We start from the raw sequence: 25,207 nt of genomic DNA, 5'->3' as shown, positions 1-25,207 counted from the left end.
AGGACTGTCGCCGCGGCAACGTGCGTTGCTTGCGGCCGGGCTGGCCCGTAAACGCGTCGACGAGACGCCTGCACCTGCAGCGGTGCCGCCACCGCCGCAGGTGTACCGGCCCCTGTCGTTCAGCCTGTTCTTCTTCTCCGACAACGCTGCGCATCGCCCGCAGCACCCGTATCGACTGGTGCTTGCGGCGGCACAGTTCGCCGACGACAACGATTTCGAGGCCGTCTGGCTGCCCGAGCGCCACTTTCACGAATTCGGCGGGCTGTATCCGAACCCCTCGGTCCTCGCGGCGGCCGTCGCCGCGACCACCCGGAGGGTGCGTATCCGGGCGGGCAGTGTCGTTGTGCCACTGCATCATCCGGCTCGCGTCGCAGAGGAGTGGGCGATGGTCGACAACCTGTCCGGTGGGCGAGTCGACATCGCCGCCGCATCCGGCTGGGCGCCCGACGATTTCGCGCTCTCGACCGTCGATTTCCAGCGCCGCCGTGACGAGACCTTCACCAGGTTGGACGCGATTCGCGCGTTATGGCGCGGCGAGCGGATCGACATGCGGCTCGGTGCGGGAGCGAATCCGTTGCCGCTGAACACCTTTCCGCGGCCGATTCAGCCTGAGCTCGCGGTGTGGATCACCACCGCCGGTACCCCCGAGACGTGGGCGCTGGCCGGCGCGAAGGGCTACCACGTGCTGTCCGGTCTGTTACAGGGCGATCTGGACCGGGCCGCCGCCAACATCGCCCGGTACCGCAAAGCCAGAGCGGACGCCGGACACGATCCGGCGACCGGCCGAGTGAGCATGATGATGCACACCTTCGTCGGGGCATCGGTCGAGGACGTGCGCCGCACGGTGCGGGCTCCGCTGCTGGCGTATCTCGAAACCCACATGAAGCTCTACGAGACGATGCCCGGTCTGCAGGCGCGGCTCGATATCGACGCCGCCGACTTCTCGGCCGACGACAAGGCGGCCGTCGCGGAATTCGCCTTCGAGCGGTACTTCGCGGGCAACGGCATGTTCGGCACCCCCGAGACCTGCCTGGCCATGACCGCGCGCCTGCAGCAGGCTGGCGTCGACGAGGTGGCGTGCCTGATCGACTTCGGTGTCGACGACGACATCGTGCTGGCCGGCTTGGCCGGTATCGACGCCCTGCGCCTGGCGGTTCAGCGTGCGGCGTCGCCCGCGGATGTGGAAGGTGGCTCGTGACGGACCTGTCGGCAAGGATCGCGGCACTCGCGCCGGACCAGCGCGCCCTGCTGGAAAAGCTGGTGCGCGAACGTGACTCGGCGGCGTCGCCGGAGGCACGGGCCTCCCTCGGGCAGGAGCGGCTCTGGTTGCTCAGCAGGCTCGCGCCCGGCAGCGCGGCCTACAACGAGTCCGTCCGGTATCTGCTGCGCGGACCGCTCGAGCTGGCCGCATTGCAGGCCGCGCTGCGTCTGGTTGTCCAGCGGCACGAGGTCTTGCGCTCGGGTCTCGTATTGCGCGACAACGGATTACGCATGGTGCCTGCGCCGGATCTGCCGGTTCTTTCGGTGCTAGAGACCTCGCCCGCCGAGGTGGCCGCGCTGGCGGTGGCCGACGCGGGCACGCCGTTCGATCTGGCCTGCCCGCCGCTGGTCCGCGCCACGTTGTTCCGCACGGCCGACGAGGAATTCACGCTGTGCGTGACCGCGCACCACGCGGTGTGCGACGGCTGGTCGCTCGGGCTCTTCATCGCCGAGATCGTCGAGTTCTATCACGCCTACCACCGGGGCGAGTCGCCGTCGCCTGCGCCACTGTCGACGAGCTATGCCGATCATGCGCGCGCTGAACGCAGGCTGGCCGACGCGGGTGCGTTCGACGGGCACATCGAGCATTTCGCGCGACAACTCGGTGGCGCGCCGCCGTTGCTCGATCTGCCCACCGACCACCCCAGGCGGACGGCACACCGGGGTCGCGGCGCCCGGGTGCCGATCTCGGTGCCCGCGACCATCATTGAGCGGCTGAGCATGCTCGCAGGCCGGGAGAACGCCACCCTGTTCATGGCGAGTCTCACGGTCTTCGCCACGGTGCTCAGGAGTCATACCGGTGCCGAGGACATCGTGATCGCCACGATGGCCGCCAACCGCCCGCCCGGCACGGAGCGGCTGATCGGGTTTTTCGTCAACGCCGTGGCGCTGCGGCTCGATCTGTCGGGGAATCCCACCTTCGCCGCCGCGCTGCGGCGCGTGCGGGAAACCTGCCTGTCGGCATACGACAATCAGGCAGCGCCGTTGGAGCGCGTGGTCGCACGACTCGGCATCGGACAGCAGGCAGGCCACGCCGCGCTGACTCAGGTCACCGTCAACTTCGAGAACGCGCCGAGGTCTGTGTTCGAGCTGGCCGGCCTGACCATCGAGGCGCAGGACAACTTTCCCGGGACGTCGAAATCCGATCTGGCGGTGTCGTTGCGCGTCGTCGACGGTGCTTTGACCGGGCACTTGGAGTACGACACCGACCTGTTCGATGCGGACCGCATGGCGCGGATGGCCGCGCACTTCCACACCGCCCTTGCCGCATTCGCGCACGCACCCACCGTGCGGGTCGCGGACGTGGATATCCGCTCCGCCGCGGAGACGCGTTTGATCGCCGAGGTGAGCCATGGGCCGACACTGCCCGCCTCGGCGGTGCCCTTCCTCGCCCGCTTCGAACGTGTGGTTGCCACGCAGCCGGACACGGTGGCCGTCGTGTCCGCAGCCGAGTCGCTGACCTACGGTCAGCTCGCCGAGCGCGTGGACGGTCTGGCGGATCGGTTGCGCGCCTTGGGGGTTGAGCGGGATACCCGGGTGCTGGTTGCGCTGCCACGCTCACCCGATCTCGTGGTGGCGATGCTTGCGGTGCTCCAGGCGGGCGGTGCGTTCGTCCCGGTCGATCTCGCGCATCCGCTCGACCGGATCCGGCAGATCATCGAGTCCGCGCAACCGTTGCTTGCGGTGGTCGACCGAGCCGGGTGCCTCGCCGATGTCGTGCCCACCGTCGTGGTGTCCGGCCCCGGCGCACACGAGCCACCGGCGGTCCGGATGCCTCGGGCGCGGGCCCGGGGTGCGGACGATCTGTGTTACATCATCTACACCTCGGGAACGACCGGGCGGCCCAAGGGCGTCATGGTGACCGAGCGCGGTTTCGCGAACTACCTCACGTGGGCGGTCCACTGCTTCGGCAGCGCTGCGCGCGGCGAGAGCCCGATGCACACGTCGGCGGCGTTCGATCTCGCCATGATCAGCGTGTTCGTTCCGCTGGCGGTCGGCGGTCGAATCCGGGTGTACACCGAGGAGCAGGACATCACCCACGTCACCGCACGGCTCGCGGGCGCGGGCGAGGTCGGTGTGCTGGCGACGACACCGGTCCATGTCGGACTGCTCCGCGAGCTGTCGAGTCCGGCCGCTCTCGCCAGTCTTCGCGGCGTGCTGGCCGTCGGCAGTGAAGCGGTGCACAGCGAACAGTTGGCCGTGTTCCGCGCCCACGCGCCAGACTTGCGGATTTTCAACCAGTACGGCCCGACGGAGACCGTCGTCGCCTGTGTCATGCACGAAATCATTGCCACTGATGCCTGGGCCGGACCGGTCCCGATCGGGCGGCCGATCTCGGGCGTGCGGGTGCGAGTGCTCGACCGACGACTGCGGCCGGTGCCGATCGGCGTGACCGGCGAACTCTATGTCGAAGGCCCCGGCGTGGCGCGCGGCTATATCGCCGAGCCTGCCCGTACCGCAAGCAGATTCGTCGCGACCGCAGCAGGTGGCCGGATGTACCGTACCGGCGATCTGGTCTGCTTCCGGTCCGACGGTGTCCTGCAATATCTCGGTCGCTGCGACACACAGGTCAAACTGCACGGCTACCGCATCGAGCTGGACGAGATCGACTCGGCCCTGCTCGGCTGTCCCGGCGTTGTTGCCGCGTCGTCAGCGCTGCGGCGCAACAATTCCGGCTCGCCCTACCTGGTCGGCTACGTCGTCGGTGACGGCGGCGCGGTGCCTGACGAGGACCTGCGCAGGCACCTTCGACGCCGGTTGCCCGCGTACCTGGTGCCCTCGGCGATCGTCGCGCTCGAGGCCTTGCCGCTGACCGCTGCGGGAAAGGCCGACCGCGCCGCACTGCCGGAACCTGGGCAGCGGCCACGTGCGCCGTTCGCCGAGCCGCGCGGTGCGACCGAAACGGCCCTGGCACAGGTGTGGAGCGCGCTGCTCGGCGTTGACCGGGTCGGGCGCGACGACGTCTTCTTCGAGCTCGGCGGGCAATCCGTCATCGCTGTGCAACTCATCGCGCGGATCGGTGCGGTATTCGACGTCGCCATGCCGGTGCCCGCGGTCTTCGAGGCCACCACGCTGCGTGCACTGGCGGCGCGAATCGACGCCATGCCTGGCCGGTCGACCGCCGACCGATTCCCGCTGGTGCGGGTGGCCCGCAACGGCTATTTGCCGCTCTCCTTCGCCCAGGAACGGTTCTGGTTGCTGGAGCAGCTCGACCCGGGTTCGCCCGCCTATCACGTTGCGGCGGCGCTCGAAGTCCGCGGCCCGCTGGACCTGCCTGCGCTGCGGTCGGCCGTGAATCAGGTTGTCGCACGGCACGAGTCGTTGCGGACGACGTTCCGACAGGCCTTCGACGGGGAACCGGTGCAGGTGATCGCGCCCGCGCTGGTGATCGACATACCGGTCGTCGACGTCGGATCGCGCCCGGAGCACCGCGCGGACGAGATCGATCGGCTCGCCGCTGCCGAGGTCCAGCGGCCCTTCGATCTCGGCAGCGGCCCGTTGCTGCGCCTCACGGTGTTGCGGGTGTCGGCGGTCGAGCACGCGCTGGTCTGCACGCTGCACCACAGCGTGTCCGACGGATGGTCGGTGGCCGTACTGACCGCCGAGATCGGCGCGGCCTACACAGCGAGCGTCACCGACCAGCCGTACCACCCGGCACCACTGCCGGTGCAGTACGCGGATGTGGCTGTGCAGCAACGGCGGCGGCAACGAGCGGATGACTTCGACGGCGATCTGGCTTATTGGCGCGACTGGTTGGCCGGTGCGCCCGCGGAGCTTGCGGCACTCGAGGCCGACACCGGACAGACCGGCGGCGCGTGGCTGGAGTTCGAGTGTCCTGGCCCCGAGTGGCAGGCGGCGGTTGCGGTCGGTGCTGATGTCGGGGCTACCCCGTTCACGGTGTTGCTGGCCGCATGGCAGGCCGTGCTGGCGTATTGGAGCGGCCAAGACGACGTCGTGGTTGGGGTGCCGGTATCCGGCCGCGATCGGCCGGAGTTGGAAGGCTTGATCGGACCGCTGCTCAACACGTTGCCGATGCGCGCCCAGCTGTCCGGACGACCGACGTTCCGCACGGTGCTGGAGCAGACGCGCGGCAGTGTCGTCGACGCGCTCGCGCACGGCGGAGTTCCGTTCGAGCGGATCGTCGAGACGCTCGCGCCAACACGAAACCCACTGAGCACACCGGTATTTCAGGTGATGTTCGCGTTCCAGAACATGCCGCAGCCGATCTTCGAACTGCACGGCCTTGCGGTCGCGCCGCGGCCGATGCAGACCGGGGCCGCGAAGTTCCCTCTGACGTTGACCGCCGCCGAGCGCGCAGGCCGACTGCGCGGGGTCATGGAATACGACCGTGCCCGCCTCCGGCCCGAGACCGTGCAACGCCTCCACGGCTACCTCGAGCGGATGCTGCGGCATGCGTGGCAGCAGCCTGATGTCCCGCTCGCAGACCTGGAGCTGCTCGCCGCCGACGAGCGAACAGCGTTGCTGGTCGAGCGAAACAGCACCATGGTTCCGGTACCGGAGGAGACGCTCGCGAGTCTGTTCCAGCGGCAGGTGCGGCGGTCGCCGTCGGCGGTGGCTGTGGTGGACGAGGCGACGGAATTGACCTACGCGGAGTTCTCCGGGCGGGCGAATCGGTTGGCGCGCTGGTTGATCGGGCGTGGGGTCGGTCCGGAGTCGTTGGTTGCCCTCGTTTTACCGCGCAGCGTGCGCTTCGTGGAATGCGCTTACGCGACAGTGCTCGCCGGGGGTGGGTATGTGCCGATCGATCCGGACACCCCGGCGCGGCGGATGGCGCTGCTACTCGAACAGGCGTCGCCGGTGGTGGTCTTGGACGCGGATGTGCTTGCGCGGATCGACCTGACCGACGCCAGCGCGGATCCGATCACCGACCGTGACCGTCGCGCCACGCTGCTGCCCGCGAACATCGCCTATGTCAGCTTCACTTCCGGTTCCACCGGGAGCCCGAAACCGGTTGCCGTGTCGCACTCTGCGATCGTCAACCAGTTGCTGTGGATGCAGTCGCGTTACCGGCTGACCGCCGATGACGTTGTGCTGCACAAGACTCCGTTCACTTTCGATGTCTCGGTCTTGGAGTTGTTCGGGCCGTTGCAGATCGGGGCGCGGATGGTGGTGGCGGCACCGGACGGCCACCGCGATCCCGGCTACCTCGTCGACGCGATCATCCGGCATGGGGTCACCGTCGCGCATTTCGTGCCGTCGATGCTCGACGCCTTCCTCGACGAACCCGGTGTGCGCGACTGCCGATCGTTGACGGCGGTGTTTTCCGGTGGCGAGCCACTCTCGGTCACGACCGTGCTGCGCTCGCGGGAGCGGCTCGGCGTGCGGCCGCACAATCTCTATGGCCTTACCGAGACCGCCGTGGACGCAACGTCTTACGAGACCGCCGGTGACGAGTCCGGCACCGTTCCGATCGGTGCGCCGGTGTGGAATACCGCGGTCTTCGTGCTCGACCGCGGATTGCGGTTGGTGCCGGTCGGCGCGGTGGGCGAGTTGTACATCGGCGGTGTGCAATTGGCGCGCGGTTACGCGGGCCGTCCCGGCCTGACCAGTGCCGCATTCGTTGCTGATCCGTTCGGGTCGGGTGAGCGGCTCTATCGCACCGGTGACGTCGTCCGGTGGAATCACGCCGGGCAGTTGACGTTTCTCGGCCGGGCGGATCATCAGATCAAACTCCGTGGCCATCGCATCGAGCCCGCCGAGGTCGAGCACGCGTTGTGCGGTGTGCCGGGGATTCGAGCGGCCGCGGTCCACTTGCGCGACGAGGGCAACGGCCCGGTACTGGCCGCCTTCGTCGCTGCCACCCCTGGCCTGGCCCAGAGCGAGATCAGCGCGGCGTTGCATGCCGTGCTGCCCGTGCCCATGGTGCCGACACGGTTCGCATTCGTCGAAACGCTGCCGCAGACATCCAGCGGCAAACTCGATCGAAATGCGTTGCGCGACATCGCCATCGGGCCCGCCGCTGAGCGGACTCGGCAGATACCGCCGCGCACGGCGACCGAGCGGGCGGTGTACGACATCTGGGCAGAGGTGCTCAGCGACGAGCGTTTCGGTGTCGCCGACAACTTCTTTCACCTCGGCGGGCATTCGCTGCTGGCCGCCCAGATGCTGGCGCGGCTCGGCCGTGCCACCGGTGTCCGGCTTTCGGTGCGCGAGTTGTTCGGTGCGCCAACGCTCGCGGAGTTCGCGGCGCTGGTGGATCAGGTGCGAGCCCGGACACCGCGGATCTCGGTGCCTGGGCTCGCGGCGGAGCCGAGGCCGGAACGGATCCCGTTGTCGTTCGCGCAGCGGCGGATGTGGTTCCTGAACCAGCTCGATCCCTCGTCGTCGGCCTATCACATCGCGCTCGCGTTCCGGCTGTCCGGAGCTCTCGATGTCGCTGTGCTGCGGGCCGTGGTGCGTGATCTGGTCGGTAGGCACGAGGCGCTGCGCACGATTTTTCCCGCCGTGGACGGGGAACCGGTGCAATCGATTCTGCCCATCGACGATGTCGACGATGTCGTGACTGGACCGGTCGGCCTCGGGAGTGACCAGGAGCTCTGGGATGCAGTCGGCGGATTTGCCGATCGCGGTTTCGATGTGACGGTCGACGTGCCGGTCCGGGTGATGGTGTGTGCGGTAACGGAATCGGTTCATGTGCTGGTGCTGGTGCTGCACCATATCGCGAGCGATGGGCTGTCGAAGGTGCCGTTGGCGCGCGATATGGTCACCGCGTATGCCGCGCGGTCGCGTGGCGCGGAGCCCGGCTGGGCGCCGCTTGCGGTGCAGTATGCGGACTTCGCGTTGTGGCAGCGAAAGATATTGGGGGACAGTGCTGATCCCAGCTCGACAGCGGCCGCCGACGAGGCCTTCTGGGTGCGGGAGCTGGCAGGCGTTGCGCAGGTCATCGAGTTGCCGTCGGATCGTCGGCGCCCGGCATTCCCGTCATATGCTGGTGACACAGTGCAATTCACGGTGCCCACCGACCTGACGCACGCGGTCTACCGGCAGGCACGCCAGCACGCGGTCACTGTTTTCATGGTGTTGCATGCTGCGCTTGCGGTGCTGTTGGCCCGATTGGCGCGTGCCGACGATGTCGTGATCGGGACACCGGTCGCCGGACGCGCCGAGGGTGCACTCGATGATGTGGTTGGCATGTTCGTCAACACGATTCCGTTGCGCACGCCGGTCCGGGCCGATCAGTCGTTCGGCGAGCTGCTCGAAGCGGTGCGCGAGACGGATCTGACGGTCTTCAGCCACGCAGAACTGCCGTTCGAACGGATCGTTGAGGTGGTCCAGCCGCAGCGCTCGACCGCGCACAATCCGTTGTTCCAGATCATGCTGGCATTTCAGAACCTTCCCGAGACATCCTTCGAGTTGCCGGGATTGCGGCTCGAAGAACTCGAACTTCCCAGTGCTACTGCGAAGTTCGATCTGGAATGGATCTTCACCGAAGTGTTCGATGGCCAGGGGCGGGTGGCTCGGCTGCACGGCAAGCTGGTATTCGCGACCGATCTGTTCGACACCGCGACGGCACAGACATTCGGAGATCGCTTTCTGCGCGTACTGACCGCGGCGGTCACGCACCCCGGCACGCACGTGGGTGACATCGACCTGCTCTCCGCGCCCGAACGAGCCACCCTGCTGGCCGAGCGAAGCACCACGAGACAACCGCTACCGGAGGAAACACTCGCAAGCCTGTTCCAGCGGCAGGTGCGGCGGTCGCCGTCGGCGGTGGTCGTGGTGGACGAGACAACGGAGTCGACCTACGCGGAGTTCTCCGGACGGGCGAATCGGTTGGCGCGCTGGTTGATCGGGCGCGGGGTCGGCCCGGAGTCGTTGGTTGCCATCGTCTTACCGCGCAGCGTGCAATTCGCGGTGTGCGCGTATGCGACAGTGCTGGCGGGCGGCGGCTTCGTGCCGATCGATCCGACTGTCCCTGCGCAGCGCAGAACACAGCTACTCGAGCAGGTCTCGCCGGTTGTCGTCTTCGACCCGGAATTGCTGACCGACCTCGACCTGACCGGCTTGTCCGCGGAACCGATCACCGACCGTGACCGCAGGGCCGCGCTGCAGCCTGCGAACATCGCCTATGTCAGCTTCACCTCCGGTTCCACCGGGCGGCCCAAGCCGGTGGTCGTGACACATGCCGCGATCGTCAACAGGGTGCAGTGGATGCAGTCGCGATACCGACTGACCACCGATGACGTCGTGCTGCACAAGAGTCCGCTCACCTTCGATGTCTCGGTGTGGGAGTTGTTCTGGCCGTTGCAGATCGGGGCACGGATGGTGGTGGCAGCACCGGACGGCCACCGTGATCCCGGCTATCTCGTCGACACGATCATCCGGCACCGAGTGACGGTCGTGTACTTCGTGCCGTCGATGCTCGAGGTCTTCCTCGACCACCCCCGTGTCGGCGACTGCCGGTCCTTGACGACGGTGCTCGCCTCGGGTGAAACGCTCCCGGTCGCCATCGCACTGCGAACACTGCAGCGGCTCGGCGCCCGGCTACACAATTTGTACGGCCAGACCGAAACCACGGTGGAAGTAACCTCTTTCGAGGTCACCGGTCAGGAGTCCGACACGGTGCCGGTCGGGCTCCCGATACGGAACACCACGGTCGCCGTGCTCGACGGCCGGCTGCGGCCGGTGCCCGCCGGTGTCGCGGGCGAGTTGTACATCGGCGGTGTGCAATTGGCGCGCGGCTACGCCGGTCGCCCCGGATTGACCGGCGCCACCTTCGTCGCCGATCCGTTCGGGACGGGGCATCGGCTCTATCGCACCGGCGATATCGGGCGGTGGAGTCACGCCGGGCAGTTGGAATACCTGGGCCGGGACGATCATCAGGTCAAGCTTCGCGGCTACCGCATCGAGCCCGCTGAAGTCGAGCAAGCATTGCGCGGTGTGCTCGGTGTCCGCGCGTCCGCGGTGCTGGCCAGGGACGAGGGCAGCGGGCCTGTGCTTGTCGCCTTCCTCGTTGCCGCACCGGGTGCGACAACGAGCGAGATCAGGGCGGCCTTGCGCACGGTGCTACCGGAGCACATGGTCCCGACGCTGTTCGCGTTCGTGGATACGCTGCCGCGCACGTCCAGTGGCAAGGTCGACCGAATCGCATTGCACGCCAAGGCGATCGAATCCACAACCGAACGGGTTCCGCTGGTCGTGCCGCGGACGCCGACCGAGCGGGCGGTGCACGCCATCTGGGCCGAGCTGCTCGGAGTCGACGACTTCGGTGCCGCTGACAACTTCTTTCATCTCGGCGGGCACTCGTTGCTGGCCACCCGGATGCTGGCGCGGGTGCACCGCGCGATCGGTGTCGAGCTGCCCGTGCGAGGGATGTTCGACGCGCCGACGCTGGCGGAGTTCGCCGCGCTGGTGGATCGGGCGCGGGCGGACGTGCGAGCGGACCGAGTGCCCGCCCCGGTCGTCGGTTCGCGCCCGGAGCGGCTGCCGTTGTCGTTCGCTCAGCGGCGGATGTGGTTGTTGAATCAGTTCGATCCCTCGTCGTCGGCTTACCACATCGTGCACGCGTTCCGGCTGTCCGGAGCCATCGACATCGATACTCTTCGCACTGCGGTGCGCGATGTCGTCGGTAGGCAGGAGGCGCTGCGCACGGTGTTTCCGATCGTGGACGGTGAGCCCGTGCAATCGATAGTGCCGCTTGGTGATATCGACGATGTAGTGACTGGCCCGGTTGCCGTTGGGAGTGACCAGGAGCTTTGGGATGTGGTCCGCGGGTTTGTGGATCGCGGTTTCGATGTGACGGTCGATGTGCCGGTGCGCGTGATGGTGTGTGCGGTAACGGAATCAGTTCACGTGCTGGTGCTTGTCGTGCATCACATTGCGAGCGACGGGTTGTCGAAGATGCCGTTGGCGCGCGATATGGTCGCCGCGTATACGACGCGGTCGCTTGGCGCGGAACCTGATTGGGCGCCGCTTGCGGTGCAGTATGCGGACTTCGCGCTGTGGCAGCGAAAGATCTTGGGGGACAGTGCCGATCCCACCTCGGTGGCGGCCGTCGACGAGGCCTTCTGGGTGCGGGAGCTGGCGGGGATACCGCAGGTCATCGAATTGCCGTCGGATCGGCGACGGCCTGGGGCGTTGTCGTATGCGGGTGGGGTAGTCGAGTTCGCGGTGCCTGCTGATCTGGCGGGTGCGGTCTACGCGGTGGCGCGCGAACAGCGGGTCACTGTTTTCATGGTGTTGCATGCTGCGCTTGCGGTGCTGTTGGCCCGATTGGCGCGCGTCGAGGATGTCGTGATCGGGACACCGGTCGCGGGACGTGCTGAGGGTGCGCTCGATGATGTGGTTGGCATGTTCGTCAACACGATTCCGTTGCGCACGGCGGTTCTGGCGGATCAGTCGTTCGGCGAGCTGCTCGAAGCGGTGCGCGAAACGGACCTGACCGCCTTGTCCCACGCTGAACTGCCGTTCGAACGGATCGTTGAGGTGGTCCAGCCGCAGCGTTCGACTGCGCACAATCCGTTGTTCCAGATCATGCTGGCATTTCAGAACCTTCCTCAGACATCCTTCGAGTTGCCGGGATTGCGGCTCGAGGATTTCGAAATCCCAAGGACAACTTCGCGATTCGACCTGGAATGGTCCTTCGCCGAGGTGCCGGAGGGACCCGAGGCGGTGACCGGACTGCACTGCTCGCTCGGCTTCGCCACTGACCTGTTCGATCCAACGACAGTCGCGGCGCTTCGGGATCGGTTCCTGCGCGTGCTCACCGCAGCCGTCGCCAACCCCCGAGGACGGATCGGCGCCATCGATCTGCTTTCCCCGGAGGAACGGACCGCGCTGCTGATCGATCGAAACGCCAGTGCGGCGGCGGTACCCACGGCGCCGGACGCGACGCTGCCCTCGCTGTTTCAGGCGCAGGTGGAGCGGACCCCCGATCGAGTCGCGATCACCTGTGGGGATACGTCGGCGACATATGCGGAGTTCTCCCGGCGGGTGAACCGGCTGGCCCGCTGGTTGATCGAGCAAGGCGTCGGTCCGGAGTCGCTGGTCGCCCTCGTGTTGCCGCGCGGCGAACGATTCGTGGAGTGCGCTTATGCCGCAGTGCTGGCGGGCGGTGCATTCGTGCCGATCGATCCGGACGCACCCGCGCAACGCAGAGAGTCACTGCTCGAACAGGTTTCGCCGGTCGTCGTCCTCGATACGGTGACGCTGGCAGACATGGATCTGACCGCACACAGCGCCGGACCGCTCACCGATCGCGATCGCCGGGCTGCGCTGCGACCCGGCAACGCTGCCTATGTGCTCTTCACCTCCGGCTCCACCGGTCGACCGAAACCCGTCGTCGTTACCCACGGCGCGATCGTCAACCAGCTGCAATGGCTGCAATCGCACTGCGGGCTGACCGCCGATGACGTTGTGCTGCACAAGACTCCGCTCACTTTCGATGTCTCGGTCTTGGAGTTGTTCGGGCCGTTGCACGTCGGGGCGCGGATGGTGGTGGCGGCACCGGACGGTCACCGCGATCCCGGCTACCTCGTCGACGCGATCATCCGGCATGGGGTCACCGTCGCGCATTTCGTGCCGTCGATGCTCGACGTCTTCCTCGACGAACCTGAGGTGCGCCGATGCTCGACGTTGTCGACGGTGTGCTCGTCCGGCGAAGCGCTCCCGGCGGCCACCGCGCGACGGACACGGCAGCTGCTCGGGGTCCGGCTGCACAACCTGTACGGACCCACCGAAACCACCGTGGAAGCAACGTGTATCGAGGTCACCGACGAGTCCGACCCCGTTCCGATCGGTGCCCCGGTATGGAACACCACGACGTTCGTCCTCGACCCGATGCTGCGCCCGGTGCCAGCCGGCGTGGCAGGCGAGTTGTATATCGGCGGTGCGCAATTGGCGCGCGGCTACGCGGGCCTGCCTGGCATGACCAGTTCTGCGTTCGTCGCCGATCCATTCGGGGCGGGGGGTCGGCTATATCGCACCGGCGATATCGTGCGATGGACACCGTCGGGCTTGGAGTTCATGGGACGCAGCGACTTTCAAGTCAAACTACGCGGGCAGCGGATCGAACTCGGTGAGATCGAATCGGTCATGGCGCGCTACCCGGGGGTACGCGGGGCAGTCGTGACGATGCACAACGACCCGCGCCTCGGCGATCAGCTCGCGGCCTATGTGACCGGAACCGGCCTCGACTCGGACGCCATGATCGAGTCCGTGCGCGACGTTCTCCCCGGATATCTGGTGCCCGCTGCGGTGACGGTGCTCGACGAGTTCCCCGTCAGCACATCGGGAAAGCTGGACCGCGCGGCGTTGCCGGCACCGGTGTTCCGGCCCCGCCGGTATCGCGAGCCGGAAACGCCGACCGAGGTCGCGGTCGCTGCGGTATTCGCCGAGGTGCTCGGTGTGCCTGCCGTCGGCTCGGACGACGAGTTCTTCGCGCTCGGCGGCAACTCGCTGGCGGCCACCCAGCTCGTGCTACGACTGATGGAAGGACTGGGGACCCGGCTGCCCGTGCACGAGGTGTTCGCGCACCCGTCCGTCTCGGCGCTCGCGGCGCGAATCGACGCGCGGCGCAAGACAGAGCAGCGCAAAGCGGAGCCCGCGAATTCGTCCGGTGTCGTCCGGTTGCACCGCGCGGGCGGTGGCCGCCCGCCGCTGTACTGCGTGCACGGGATCCTCGGCGGTGTCTTCGAATACGCCGCCCTCGCCCGACGGCTGGCCGATACGGACGCGGTGTACGGGCTCACGCCCGGAGCGGAGGTGTCGCCCGCATCGATCGAACAGATCGCCGCGGAACTGATCGCCCGGATGCGTTACGACCGGCCGCACGGTCCCTATCGATTGCTCGGTTGGTCGTTCGCGGGCATCTTGGCCTATGAGATGGCCTTACAGCTCCGCGAATCGGGGGCTGTGGTCGATCAGCTCGTGTTAGTCGACACGTCTGCGCCGCAACGGATGTCGGTCGGTGTTCCGGTCGACGCGGACGCGCGGTTCGCGACGTTCGTCTACACGCTGATGCCTGCTGCCGAGCATCGTGCCGCGTTGGACGAGGGTATCTGGGGACGCGAGCTCGCCGACCGACTCGCGCTGATCACCGAGCACGCACAGCGGGTAGGGGCGTTGCCGACATACACCACCCTCGACGAGATCCGGCACCGCTACGCGTTGTTCGAGCGACATCTGTGGGCACTGCGCCACTACCAGCCGCGTCCGTACTCTGGTGTGACCACCATCGTTAGTGCTGCGGAAACCGCTGAGCCCGTGCATGATCCGACGCTCGGCTGGGCATCGGTCGTGGCCGGCGCTGAGGACCTCGTTCTCGTCGAGGTGCCCGGCATACACCACACGATTCTGCTGCCGCCGGAGGTCGACCGGTTGGCGGCCGCCGTCCGCGGCGACGAACCAGCAGCCGAGAGGATGTCATGACCGCCGGGGTGCGTTGCTTTTCGGTGCTCGGAATGGTGCTCATCCTGCTCGCGGGCATCATCAACGGAACCGCTTGCGCGGCGAGCGAATCGGTGGTCATCCGGCGCACCGCGTACGGCATTCCGCATGTCCTCGCCGACGACTTCGCCGGTCTGGGATTCGGTCTCGGCTACGCCTTCGCGGAGGACAACATGTGCTCGCTCGCGGACATCGTGCTGACGGTCGCCGGCGAGCGTTCGCGGTACTTCGGCGGCGACGCCAACGCGGGGGACCCGGTCGATCGGCCGCTGACCAATATCGATAGCGACGTCTTCCACCGCTCCCTGCACGAAAACCACACTGTGGAGCGGGTATTCGACCAGCAGCCACCGCTCGGCCCGACCACCGAGGTCGAGGACATCATCGACGGCTACGCGAACGGAGTGAACCGGTACCTCGCCGACGTCGGAGTGGCCGGGCTGCCCGACTCCGAGTGCCGCGACAAACCGTGGGTGCGCCCGATCACCCCGCTCGATGTGCACCGCATGATCTACGACATCACCGTGTTCGGTGGGCTCGGCCGGGTGAAGACACGGATCGCGACTGCGGCGCCCACGCCGCACCAGGCCGCCCCGATCGATGCGGTGTTCACCGAATTGGCCGACGACACAGTGCCTTTGGGCAGTAACGGCATCGCCGTCGGGCGCGACGCCACGCCACAGGGCGGCGGCTTCCTGCTGGCCAATCCCCATTTCCCGTGGCGCGGTGCGCTGCGGTTCTATCAGGCGCAGTTGACCATTCCCGGTGTCCTCGACGTGGCGGGGGCGACGCTGCCCGGCGTGCCGTTAGTCATGATCGGCCACACCGCGCGCGTGGCCTGGACTCATACGGTCTCGACGGCCCGGCGGCACAGCCTGTACGCCTTGCCGTTGGTGCCAGGGGATCCGACGAACTATCTCGTCGACGGCCGACCCGAGCGGATGACCGAGCGCAGCATCGCCGTGCCGGTGCTCGGCGGCGGCACGGTGCACCGGACCGTATACAGCTCCCGGTACGGACCGGTGCTCGGCGGTGCGTGGACCGAGTCGTATGCGGTCTCGCTGCGAGATGTCAACGCAGACAACGGGCGCACGGCCAATGTGTGGCTGGCGATGAATCGGGCAGGCAGCGTCGCGGAGTTGCGCGCGGCGCAAGACCGCTACCAGGCCGTCCCGTTCGTGAACACGCTTGCCGTCGACGACACCGGTGTCGCCTATTACGCCGATGCGTCGGTGGTTCCGCACCTCACCGACGAGCAGGCGTTGCTGTGTGGTCGAGGACCAGGGTTTCCGCCGAGCGCGGCGTTGCTCGACGGCTCGTTGTCGTTGTGCGAGTGGGGCAGTGACGCCGACGCCGTGACACCGGGAATCTTCGGCCCGCGTGCGTACCCGGCGCTGACGCGCACCGATTTCGTCACCAACAGCAATGATTCGGCGTGGCTCACCAACCCGGCCGCGCCGATCGTCGGCACCCCACAGATTTTCGGACCCACTGCGACGATGCGGAGCTTGCGTACCCGGGTCGGCCTCGACATCATCGATCGGCGCCTGCGTGGCACGGATGGCTTCGGTCCGCCAGGGTTCACCATTCCGACTGCGCTGGCAGCCTTTTCGGCCGAACGTAACCACAGCGCCGAATTGGCGAGAGACAGTGTCGTTTCGATGTGCCGCAAGCAACCGACCGCGGTCGCGACCGACGGCCGCCCCGTCGAGCTCGGCGCGGCGTGTGCGGCGTTGGCACAGTGGGACCTTCGAGCACGGCCGGACAGCGGGGGAGCCGTGCTGTGGCGCGAATTCTGGCTTGCCGCGGAGCGCGTTCCCAACGCGTGGACGGTGCCGTTCGATCCGGTCAACCCACTGACCACACCGAACACCCTCAACACCGCGTCCCCCGATATCCGCCGCGCGCTGGCCGACGCCGTGGCGCGCCTGGCCGACGCAGGGGTGGCGCCGACCGCCTCGCTCTCCTCGGCCCAACGCTCGATCGGCACCGGCGTCGCGGTGCCCGGCTGCACCCACCAGGAAGGCTGCTACAACGTAATCGCCGGGGACCCACCAGGACTCCGACCCGACGGCACCTTCGCCCCTGTCGACTCCGGTTCGAGCTTCATGATGGCAATCGAGCTGTCCCCTGCGGGCCCCTCGGCCCGTACCTTACTGACCTACTCCCAATCTGCCGCCGCCACCTCCCCCCACCACAGCGACCAAACCCAACTGTTCACCACCGAAAGCTGGATCGCCGACCGCTTCAGCGAATCCGAGATCCGCGCCGATCCCGCACTACGAACCCGCGTCCTGCACCCCTGAACCGCGACAAGGTCGTCCTCAGCCGTTCCGCGTTGCCACGGAAATCCGGTGCTCGATCATGGTGGGTGCGTTGGGTATAGGGCACCTCACCGGCTGTAAGCAGCGCTCTGGGTGCCGACCAGGTCGACGAGGTCTTGCTGGGCGATGTTCATGTCGTAGAGGTGCAGGCCCCAGGTGGCGTCCTGGAGATCGGGCAGCGCGGTGGCGATCAGGCCCTCGGCCATGAGCACGTGCGGTCCGTCGCCGGTGGTGCAGTGGGCGCGTGCTCCCTCGATGGGGAGGCCGGCGGCACTGCCGTGGATCGGCGCTATTGCGTTGTCGCGCAATGAGGCCGGGTTCGTGCACAGCACCTCGTAAGCTGGCCCGAACGGCAGGCTTGCGCCGGTCACCGACGTGTTGGGTGTGCTCGGCGACCAGCCGAATCGCGCGTCCGGTGGCGGCGTTCGGGAGAAGGCGGAGTAGGCGATGACGCACCCGGTCTGTGCCGCGCTGGTGCAGGCAGGCACGGTGCGGAAATCGCCACCGACCGTCGCGCCCTTTCCGACCAGGACATTGCCGCCGATCAACAATGCCGAAACCAGTTGTGACTGGGCGGGTTTCCCGTCAATACGGCGCTGGATCAGCGTCCGCAGCATGCTGGTGCCTTGCGAGTGGCCGATGAGCACGACGCCGCGTCCGTCATTGTGCTGCGCGAGGTAGTCGTCCCAGGCTCGCTCGACGTCGCCATAGGCGAGGTCCCGCGCGTCGTTGCGCTCCTGTGGCGAACCGGAATTCAACGTCCGAAGTGTCGATTGCCGATACACCGGTGCCCATACATTGCAATGCACTCCGAAGGGCTCCGCCTGGGCTGCGGCGACGGCGCGCAGTTCCGGAGCGGCGTCGAGGTTCGCGTTGATCGACGGCTGCAACGACACGGTCGGATAGACATAGAAACAGTCGATCGGTGCCCCGGACCGTCCCCCGCACGGGTCATTCGGCTGACCGGGCTTGCACAGCCACGTACTCTGCGGCGCCGCCGAGGCCTGCGGCACAACGAACACCCCGATCAGGGCAAGCAGTGCACCCAACGCCAGCGCAGCGCGCAAGACGAAACCAACTCGGCGATACAGCATGGCAACAATGCTACAAACGTGAACGGGTGGTCGACCCTGAATTCGTCACGAGCGCAGGTGCGTACGTGCTTGATCGGGCTCAGTACTAACCCGTGCGGCAGGGATAGCAGACGGTGCAGCCCGTGCATCCCGTGATCTCGGTCGGGCAGATCGAGTCTTCGGTCCTCTGCTGCGCTGATGTCCGATCGAAAGTCGCGCTGGGTTGGCTGATTCGGATGTCGAGATCGAAATCATCTATCGGTGCAGACATATCAAACCCTCTTCGGAATGCTTTCAACAAGTGCTCGGCATCGCACACCATCGGTTGAGCAGTGACACTCGGCCGCCTTCATCGTGCCCAGTGGCCGCACCTCCGCGCTAGGGGAGAGGGCCGCGAATACTCGGGAATTCCTCCCTGTCGAATCGGGAATCAGACTGTCGCACCAAGCCACCGGCCAGCCGGCACCGACGCGGGTCCATCGCCCGCTACTGGTCGGGTGATCAGGGGGCTTTGAGGGCGGCATCGGCCGAGAGCGCGCCGCCACCAGTGCCCCCTGATCGCTTGTACAGCAGTGTATTTCGGAGTTGCGGGCCGAGAGTGACTGGGCGGAATGCTCGGGTGGGGTTGTGTTCCATATCGGGGATGTCGCGGCCTGGATCGAGTTTGCTGTTTCCGGGGTGGGTGGAGTCGTGTTGGTCTGTCCAAACCAGTGGGAGGGAGTGGATTTCGTTGGTTACGCCGCAGGTTGTCTTTATCTCGGCTTCGGGGGGTATGCGGTAGGACGGTATTTGGGCGTGGAAGGAAGTTATTGCGCTTCTCAAAGCGGTTCGGGCCAGGGTGGCTCCTACGCAGCGGTGGGCGCCTATGCCGAATGCGAGGTGCTGGGTTTGGGTGGGGCGGTTCCAGTGGGCTGCCGAGGGTTCGTTGTAGGCGCGGGGATCTCGGTGGGCGAGGGTGGGGCTGAGGAGGATTCGGTCACCTCTGTGGATGGTCATGCCACAGAGTTCATGGTCGGTTACAGCGGTTCTGAGTAGGTTTGCCACGGAGTGGAGGCGGAGGAGCTCTTCGACTGCGGCCGTGGTGAGTTCGGGGTCGGTGGCGAGGGTGTGTTGGTGCTGTGGGTGCTCGGCAAGGTATTTGAAGGCGAAGCCGAGGGAATTGGCGGCTGTGTCGAGACTGGCCAAGGCCAGCATTGCGGCCATGTCGAGCATTTCCTGGTCGGTCAGCGATTCGCCGCTGGTGATCATGGCGCCGACGAACCCTTGCTCGGGTCTGGCGGAGATCAGTTCTGACAGCACCATTTCGAGGGCTCTACCGGCCTCCGCGCGTGCTGTGGTGTCGCGGCTGTGCAGCAGCGTTGTGGTCGACCCGGCGCAACGGACGGCGGTCTCGTGCGAGGCGTCATAGAGAGCGGAGAACAGTGCGTACTGCATTGGCCGGGCCAGGTCTGCCATCAGTTCGCAACGGCCTCGCGGGGCGAATTCGGCAATTCGATCCGTGCAGAGAGTGGTGATCGCCGCGGTGATGCGTTCGGTGGTGTGACGGTTGAGATGCCGGACGAACACCCTGCGGTACTTGCCATGTTCCGGCGGGTCGAGTTCCTGCGGGATCAACGGGCGAGGCCACGCGCCTTTGCCGTCGAGAGTGGGGCTGGTGGCGTTGGAGAAGTGTTCGGTGTCGCGAAGGACGGCACGGATGTCCGTGTATCGCGTGAGCACCCAGTAGCCGCCCGATTTCGGAGTCCAGAATATTGGATCCGAATAGGTCTGGCCGGATGCGCGAGCAGGGTCCGGCGAAAGGTGCAGATCGCGGTGATAGTCGAAGTCCCGCACCACATCTGGGGGTACGTTGCTGGGCAGCATCATGGCGCCCCCAGGTTTCCGGGGCCCAGCGAGTAACGGTGCGCCAAGGACTCTTGATGCCATCGCACCATGCCCGCAGCCCAGTCGGCTCCGGCCATGAAGAAGCCGCCGACCTCGGGATCCACTGCGTAGGTGTCGCGCAGTTCAGCCACTGTTCGCGCCAGGTCGAGGCAGCGCGCCGTGTAGACCGCACCGATATCCGCGGTAAAGGCGGTCGGCCACGAGGTGTTCAGCTCCTTCTCCTTCGGCCCCGAGGAAATGAAGTTGACCAGGCACCCCATATCGCAGAGCGCCGCCCGCATCGCTCTGGTGTGCGGCAGCCGCCTGGCTTCGTCGGAGAGCGCAGCACCCGGGGTCGTTTCCAGGAATTCGATGTTCAAGACGAATGTTCCCGAATGGCGGTAGAAGGACAGATAGTCGTCGTAATGCGGTGGGACGTTGCTGGATCTGCTGTTCGCTTCCCACGCCGCCGCCATGAGGTAGTCACGCAGCGCATGCCGCAGGCGATTGGCGGTGGTGGCCGAGGCCGAGTTGTCCAACTCGGCGAGCAGCGGCTGAAGAGCAGCGGCGAATTTGCTGCGCGGCGGTTCCGGCGGGGTCTCGTCGTGCAGGATGCGCCATATCTGACCTGCTTCGCGAATGTATGTGGACAGGTCGCGGGCAGCCACATCCTCTGCGCATACATCGTCGAATGCGGTGTACCAGAAGGTGAATCGCGCCCAGAGGCTGACCAGTTCTCGCGGGAGGTCTGGCGAGCAGTTCGCCACGCCGTGGCCGATCCGCGAACCACGGAGTCGTTCGAACTTCGCCTTGTCCATCGGAAGCTGTGCTCGATCGGCCCAAGCGACAGTATCGTTCTCGACTTCTTCGGCTTCGGGGTGCGGGCGGGCCGGCAGCAGGGCCGTCATTTCTGCGAAAGCCGTTTCAGAGGGCATCAGTGGTCCCTTCGCTGTCGATTCGGCGCCGAATGCAGGCAGTGCCGGGTGGTGAGCAATGCGGCGTCGACGATCGTTTCGGGTGTGTAGAGGTCTTTGTCGTGCCAGAGCGGTGGCTGGCCGCCGCTGCGGGGTGTCTGGTCGAGGTAGTTTTTCGCGAGTCCGATGGCGACCTGGTATCTCGGGTGTCTCGGACTGGCGAGCTGGGTGAGTAGGTGGACGGCGTACGCGGTTTCTTCGGGGGTGCCGTGCCAAATACCCCAGGATCCGTTGGCGCGCTGGGTGTTCAGCAACCAGCGGATGGTGCTGCGCATTGCGGGGGTGGCAGGTGGGTCGGCGAAACGTGCGAGGGCGAGTGCCGCGCAGAATGTCGCGTAGTACGGGGAAGCGTGCCAGCGGTCATCCCAGTGGCCGGCGTCGTGTTGTTGGTCGAGTAGCCAGCTGGATACCTTGCGGATCACCGGCAGATAGCGCTGACGTTCAGCGGGCCTGGCGCGAACATAGAGGCTGAGTGCTTCCAGCACATGGGCATTGGTGGTGACGGATTGCCCTTGCTCACCAGGCCACGTACAGAAATGGGTGTCGAGTTCGTAGGCGCGGAGCATCGAGGGATCGAGCGGTTCGCCGAGCAGAGTCAGGGTGGCCAGGACCATGCTCGTGGTGTCGGCGTCGGTCGGTAGCCCGGGCGCTGTCGCGGCCCCGGTGTCGGTGAGGCTGCCGCGCAGGCTTCGTCGTATCGTCTCCGGGACGTCGACCGGAATTCCGGTGTGGCGCAGCCAGTTCAACACCCAGGCCCGTTCGAAGACGGCGACGGGCGCCACGCAGGGTAGTGGGCCGCCGGTGCGGTGGGCGAGCTGTGCGAGGTATCGGCGCGCTGTGGTCGCTCCCGGCCCGGATGGTTTGGTGGCCAGCCAGGCGGCGGTGGCGGCGGGGGACGCGCCGATGCTGCCTGCCGTCGAGGGCTGAATGCTGCCTGGTGAGAGTCCTGCAACGAATGTTTCCGCCGCATGCAGCAGTTTGTCGTCCAATTTTGCGGCAGCGCCCAGTCGGGTGTTGAGGGCGTTCAGCCGGCATCCGTGGTGGGATCCCATGTCGCGCAGCCACGTTGGCAATTGTGTTGCGCCCGCGAGAGGCACGGTGGTCAGGTGCTCGTCGATGCGCGGTACCAGCGCGGCAACGACCAGGTCGGCAGCGGGTAGGTCGGGCAGCCGGATAGCTGCTCCTGGAACGACATCGGCCAGGCCGCGAAGTGCGCTCTGTACCGTCGAGATGATCTGGGCACCTCCCCGCCCGGTCGACTGGACCGTCAGCAGGGCCTCGATCGCGCTCAGGGTCGGGATAAGACCGTATCCAGCATCACGCGGTCCCCAGCGCCCGTCTTGCCTTTGTGCGGCAAGGAGATAGTCGATCCTCGCGGCATGACCGGGTAGGTCGGGGAGACTCGACACGACCCGCGCGGTCTCGTAGACCGAGGGGCTGATTCGGCCGTCCTCGGTCAGCCCGGACAGCAACTGCTGAACGTCCTGCTTGCACGCCCGGCAAGCCATCGACGAGGGGCTGGTCACCATTCGCGTTCGCTCCCATCGGTTCTTCTCCGGTCGGTGTGGCGGCGCGGGCGGATTATCGAGATGCGCACGGCTGTCAGCGATCTCGATGGACGGCCAGCTGCGCCAGCGCCAGCAAGTCGTCGGTGCGCAGGTGTGCGGGCAATGCGTCGAAGGCCGCGGTGATCTGGTCTTCGGCACAACACAGCGTCGGCACTGGCCCGCCTGTCGCATCGAGCAGACCGATGGCGGCGGCCACCTCCGCGTCCGACATCGCTTCTCGCCCTTGATAGATCGTGGCGAGCTGGTCGGCTTGGGGCAGGCCCGAACCGAGCAGCCGCACGACAGGAAAGGTCCGTTTCCTTCGGACGAGGTCGGTACCGGCAGGCTTCCCGGTGCTGCTCGGATCGCCCCAAATCCCGATCACGTCGTCGACCAGTTGGAATGCCGTACCCACCATGCGGCCGTAGGCGTCGAGGGCCTGCACCGAACTCGAGTCCGCGCCGGCGAGTAGCCCGCCCAGTGCACACGCGCAGCCGATCAGCGCCCCCGTCTTCCCGGTGGCCATCGCCAGGTAGTCCCCGACGGCGACGGAGGTGTGGTGCTCGAAGGCGCAGTCGAGATACTGTCCGCCGCACAATTCGACGGAGGCGATCGTCAAGCGGCGCACGGCCTCCGCAAGAAGTGGGGCGGGGGCCTGCGCGGTGAGCACCCTGGTCGCGAGTGCGTGTAGGCCGTCGCCGACCAGTGTGGCGTTGGTGACCCCCCACGTCTTCCAGACGGTCGCGCGTCCGTGTCGTAGCGCGTCACCGTCCATGATGTCGTCATGGACCAGTGAAAAGTTGTGCAGCAGTTCGACGGCCGCCGCACCATGGGCCACGATGCCGGGCGCACCGCCCACCGACCGTGCCGCGGCGAACACGAACGCAGGCCGCAGCCCCTTGCCCGATACCGAGGACATCGGCGCCCCGTCGGTGTCGCACCAGCCGAAATGGTTGCCTGCCATGACATCCAACGGCGAAGGCAGCATGCTCAGCGCGTCGCGCAGAATCGGATCGATGGTGGCACGAGCCTGAGCCAGCAAAGTTGACGCTAAGGCGGGGTCCGCTGTCGATTCGGAAGCCGAGGTAGACATGCGACCTCACCTCCGGGAGATTCCCGCATGGCAGGCACCGCGGGCAGTCGATGGAAAACCCCGGGCTTGCCGCACGGCTCCTACATGTTCCCCCTGCGCCGATCCTGAACCCAATTCCATTGGAAGAACAGTCTTCTCGGACATCGCCATATGATACTGCGAGTTTGCTGAACTTCTCGGCGCTGGGAAAAACCGGAGCAACCAGTCGGACTGTAAAGCTGCCTACGTGGACGCAAGCGTATGGAGGCGAGGCTCTCACCGATGTTCTGCGCCGCCGCGGACCGCTTGACTGGAACCATGACAACGCACAGCAACAACCAGACCATCCTCGTCACCGCGGCCACCGGGAAGATCGGCCGCCGGGTGGCAGATCGCTTGACCACCAACGGCTTCCCGGTTCGACTCGGTGCTCGCTCCGCGGCACTTCCGTTCGATTGGCACGATCGGGGCACCTGGGCTCCGGTGCTGGACGGGGTGCGGGCGGTCTTCCTCATGTACACACCGGATATCGGCGATCCGCGGGCCGGTGACATTCTCCAGGCGTTCAGCGAACAGGCGGTTGCCGCCGGGGTGCAGCGACTGGTGCTGCTCTCGGCGCGCGGCGAGGACCAGGCCGCGCCTGCCGAGTCGGCGGTCCGGGAGAGCGGCGCCGAATGGACTGTGCTGCAAGCTGCTTGGTTCAATCAGAACTTCGACCAGGGCGCCTTCACAGACATGGTGCAGGCAGGCGCGCTCGCCTTTCCTGCAGGCCAGGTTCTCGAACCCTTCATCGACTGCGATGATCTCGCTGACGTCGCGGTGCTCGCGTTGACCGAGGACGGTCACCACGGTCAGAACTACGAGCTGACCGGACCGCGGTTGCTGACGTTCGGTGACGCCGTCGCGGCGATCGCCGCGGAGACCGGCCGCGAGATCCACTACATTCCCGTGACCGGTGCGGAATTCGGCGCGGTGCTGAAGTCCGAGTTCGGCATGCCGGACGAGGAGGTGGCCGGCATGATCGACATCTTCGCCACGCTGCTGGACGGCCGCAACGCCACGGTGACCGACACGGTCCGCCGGGTGCTCGGCCGCGAGCCGATCGAATTCACCGACTATGTGCGTGCTGCGATCGCCGCAGGCGCATGGAAGTAGCGCGAGCGCTGGGTGCCCCGCCGAATGCCATGCGGCACAGGGCGGGGCACCTCAGCTCATCCGCGCGAAGAGATCTGCTGCACGCCCCAGCTGTTGCCGTCGGGGTCCTCGAAGAAGACGAAGCCGACGTTGTCGAGCGGATCCGGTGTCGGCGAAGGGTTTTGGCCGAGCACCTGAACATCGGTGACCTCGACGCCGCGGGCAACCAGTTCCTTGTGTGCCTGTTTGATATCGGGCACGACCAGCTGAAGTCCCTTCACCGAGCCGGGCTCCATCGTCGGGACGGCGCCTTCGCCGATGACGATGGAGCAGCCGGAGCCCGGCGGCGTCAACTGCACGATGCGCATGCCCTCACCGAATGTGCTGTCGTGGTCGACAACGAATCCCAGTTTCTCGCTATAGAAGTCCTTGGCACGATCGATGTCCGATACCGGGACGATGACGACTTCGAGTGTCCAGTTCATGGCACTTCCTTCGGATGAGTACAGACCTCACGGGTATCGACGGCCCGTCGCCGCGAAACTCATCGTGC

The 25,207-nt window shown here is 66.7% G+C and carries 10 protein-coding genes; 4 read left to right on the top strand and 6 right to left on the bottom strand.

Going from position 1 to position 25,207, the window contains the following annotated elements; all coding sequences use genetic code 11:
* Positions 1 to 25: 25 nt before the first annotated feature.
* The 3 genes from ACGFNJ_RS40085 to ACGFNJ_RS40075 are packed head-to-tail and all read left to right on the top strand — an operon-like array spanning position 26 to position 16,973.
* Positions 26 to 1,198 carry a MupA/Atu3671 family FMN-dependent luciferase-like monooxygenase gene (locus tag ACGFNJ_RS40085; protein ID WP_393461170.1) on the top strand — a complete coding sequence of 391 codons (1,173 nt, stop codon included), beginning with the start codon at positions 26 to 28 and terminating at the stop codon, positions 1,196 to 1,198.
* Positions 1,195 to 14,649 (top strand): amino acid adenylation domain-containing protein, encoded by a 13,455-nt coding sequence (locus ACGFNJ_RS40080; protein WP_393461168.1) that lies wholly within the window; start codon positions 1,195 to 1,197, stop codon positions 14,647 to 14,649. The genes ACGFNJ_RS40085 and ACGFNJ_RS40080 overlap by 4 nt, the downstream gene beginning before the upstream one ends.
* Positions 14,646 to 16,973, top strand: coding sequence for a penicillin acylase family protein (locus ACGFNJ_RS40075; protein WP_393461166.1), 2,328 nt, complete (start codon positions 14,646 to 14,648; stop codon positions 16,971 to 16,973). Before ACGFNJ_RS40080 ends, ACGFNJ_RS40075 begins: the two co-directional genes overlap by 4 nt.
* An 86-nt stretch (positions 16,974 to 17,059) precedes the next feature.
* Here ACGFNJ_RS40075 and ACGFNJ_RS40070 read toward each other — a convergent pair whose 3' ends face one another.
* The 5 genes from ACGFNJ_RS40070 to ACGFNJ_RS40050 all read right to left on the bottom strand — a co-directional run bounded on the left by ACGFNJ_RS40070 (position 17,060) and on the right by ACGFNJ_RS40050 (position 23,541).
* Positions 17,060 to 18,085 (bottom strand): DUF3089 domain-containing protein, encoded by a 1,026-nt coding sequence (locus ACGFNJ_RS40070; protein ID WP_393461164.1) that lies wholly within the window; start codon positions 18,083 to 18,085, stop codon positions 17,060 to 17,062.
* 480 nt (positions 18,086 to 18,565) lie between these two features.
* Positions 18,566 to 19,678, bottom strand: coding sequence for a cytochrome P450 (locus ACGFNJ_RS40065; RefSeq protein ID WP_393461162.1), 1,113 nt, complete (start codon positions 19,676 to 19,678; stop codon positions 18,566 to 18,568).
* Positions 19,679 to 19,926: 248 nt separating this feature from the next.
* Positions 19,927 to 20,862: a hypothetical protein gene (locus ACGFNJ_RS40060; RefSeq protein ID WP_393461160.1), complete on the bottom strand. Its 936-nt coding sequence runs from the start codon at positions 20,860 to 20,862 to the stop codon at positions 19,927 to 19,929.
* On the bottom strand, positions 20,862 to 22,430 hold the full coding sequence (locus ACGFNJ_RS40055) for a prenyltransferase/squalene oxidase repeat-containing protein (RefSeq protein WP_393461158.1): 1,569 nt from the start codon (positions 22,428 to 22,430) through the stop codon (positions 20,862 to 20,864). Before ACGFNJ_RS40055 ends, ACGFNJ_RS40060 begins: the two co-directional genes overlap by 1 nt.
* A 73-nt stretch (positions 22,431 to 22,503) precedes the next feature.
* A complete protein-coding gene (locus tag ACGFNJ_RS40050) occupies positions 22,504 to 23,541 on the bottom strand; it encodes a polyprenyl synthetase family protein (protein ID WP_393461156.1) in 1,038 nt (345 codons plus the stop codon).
* 297 nt (positions 23,542 to 23,838) lie between these two features.
* On the opposite strand from ACGFNJ_RS40050, the gene ACGFNJ_RS40045 reads away from it, so the two are divergent.
* Complete coding sequence (locus tag ACGFNJ_RS40045; protein ID WP_393461154.1) at positions 23,839 to 24,675, top strand: NAD(P)H-binding protein; 837 nt, start codon at positions 23,839 to 23,841, stop codon at positions 24,673 to 24,675.
* Between the two features lie 56 nt (positions 24,676 to 24,731).
* Here ACGFNJ_RS40045 and ACGFNJ_RS40040 read toward each other — a convergent pair whose 3' ends face one another.
* Positions 24,732 to 25,139 (bottom strand): VOC family protein, encoded by a 408-nt coding sequence (locus ACGFNJ_RS40040; RefSeq protein ID WP_393461152.1) that lies wholly within the window; start codon positions 25,137 to 25,139, stop codon positions 24,732 to 24,734.
* Positions 25,140 to 25,207 lie beyond the last annotated feature (68 nt).

The organism is Nocardia sp. NPDC049149, from assembly GCF_043197455.1.
In the GTDB taxonomy this organism is placed as follows: Bacteria; Actinomycetota; Actinomycetes; order Mycobacteriales; family Mycobacteriaceae; genus Nocardia.
The sequence above is the reverse complement of the archived record's forward strand: the minus strand, read 5'-3'. Positions and strand labels throughout refer to the sequence as shown.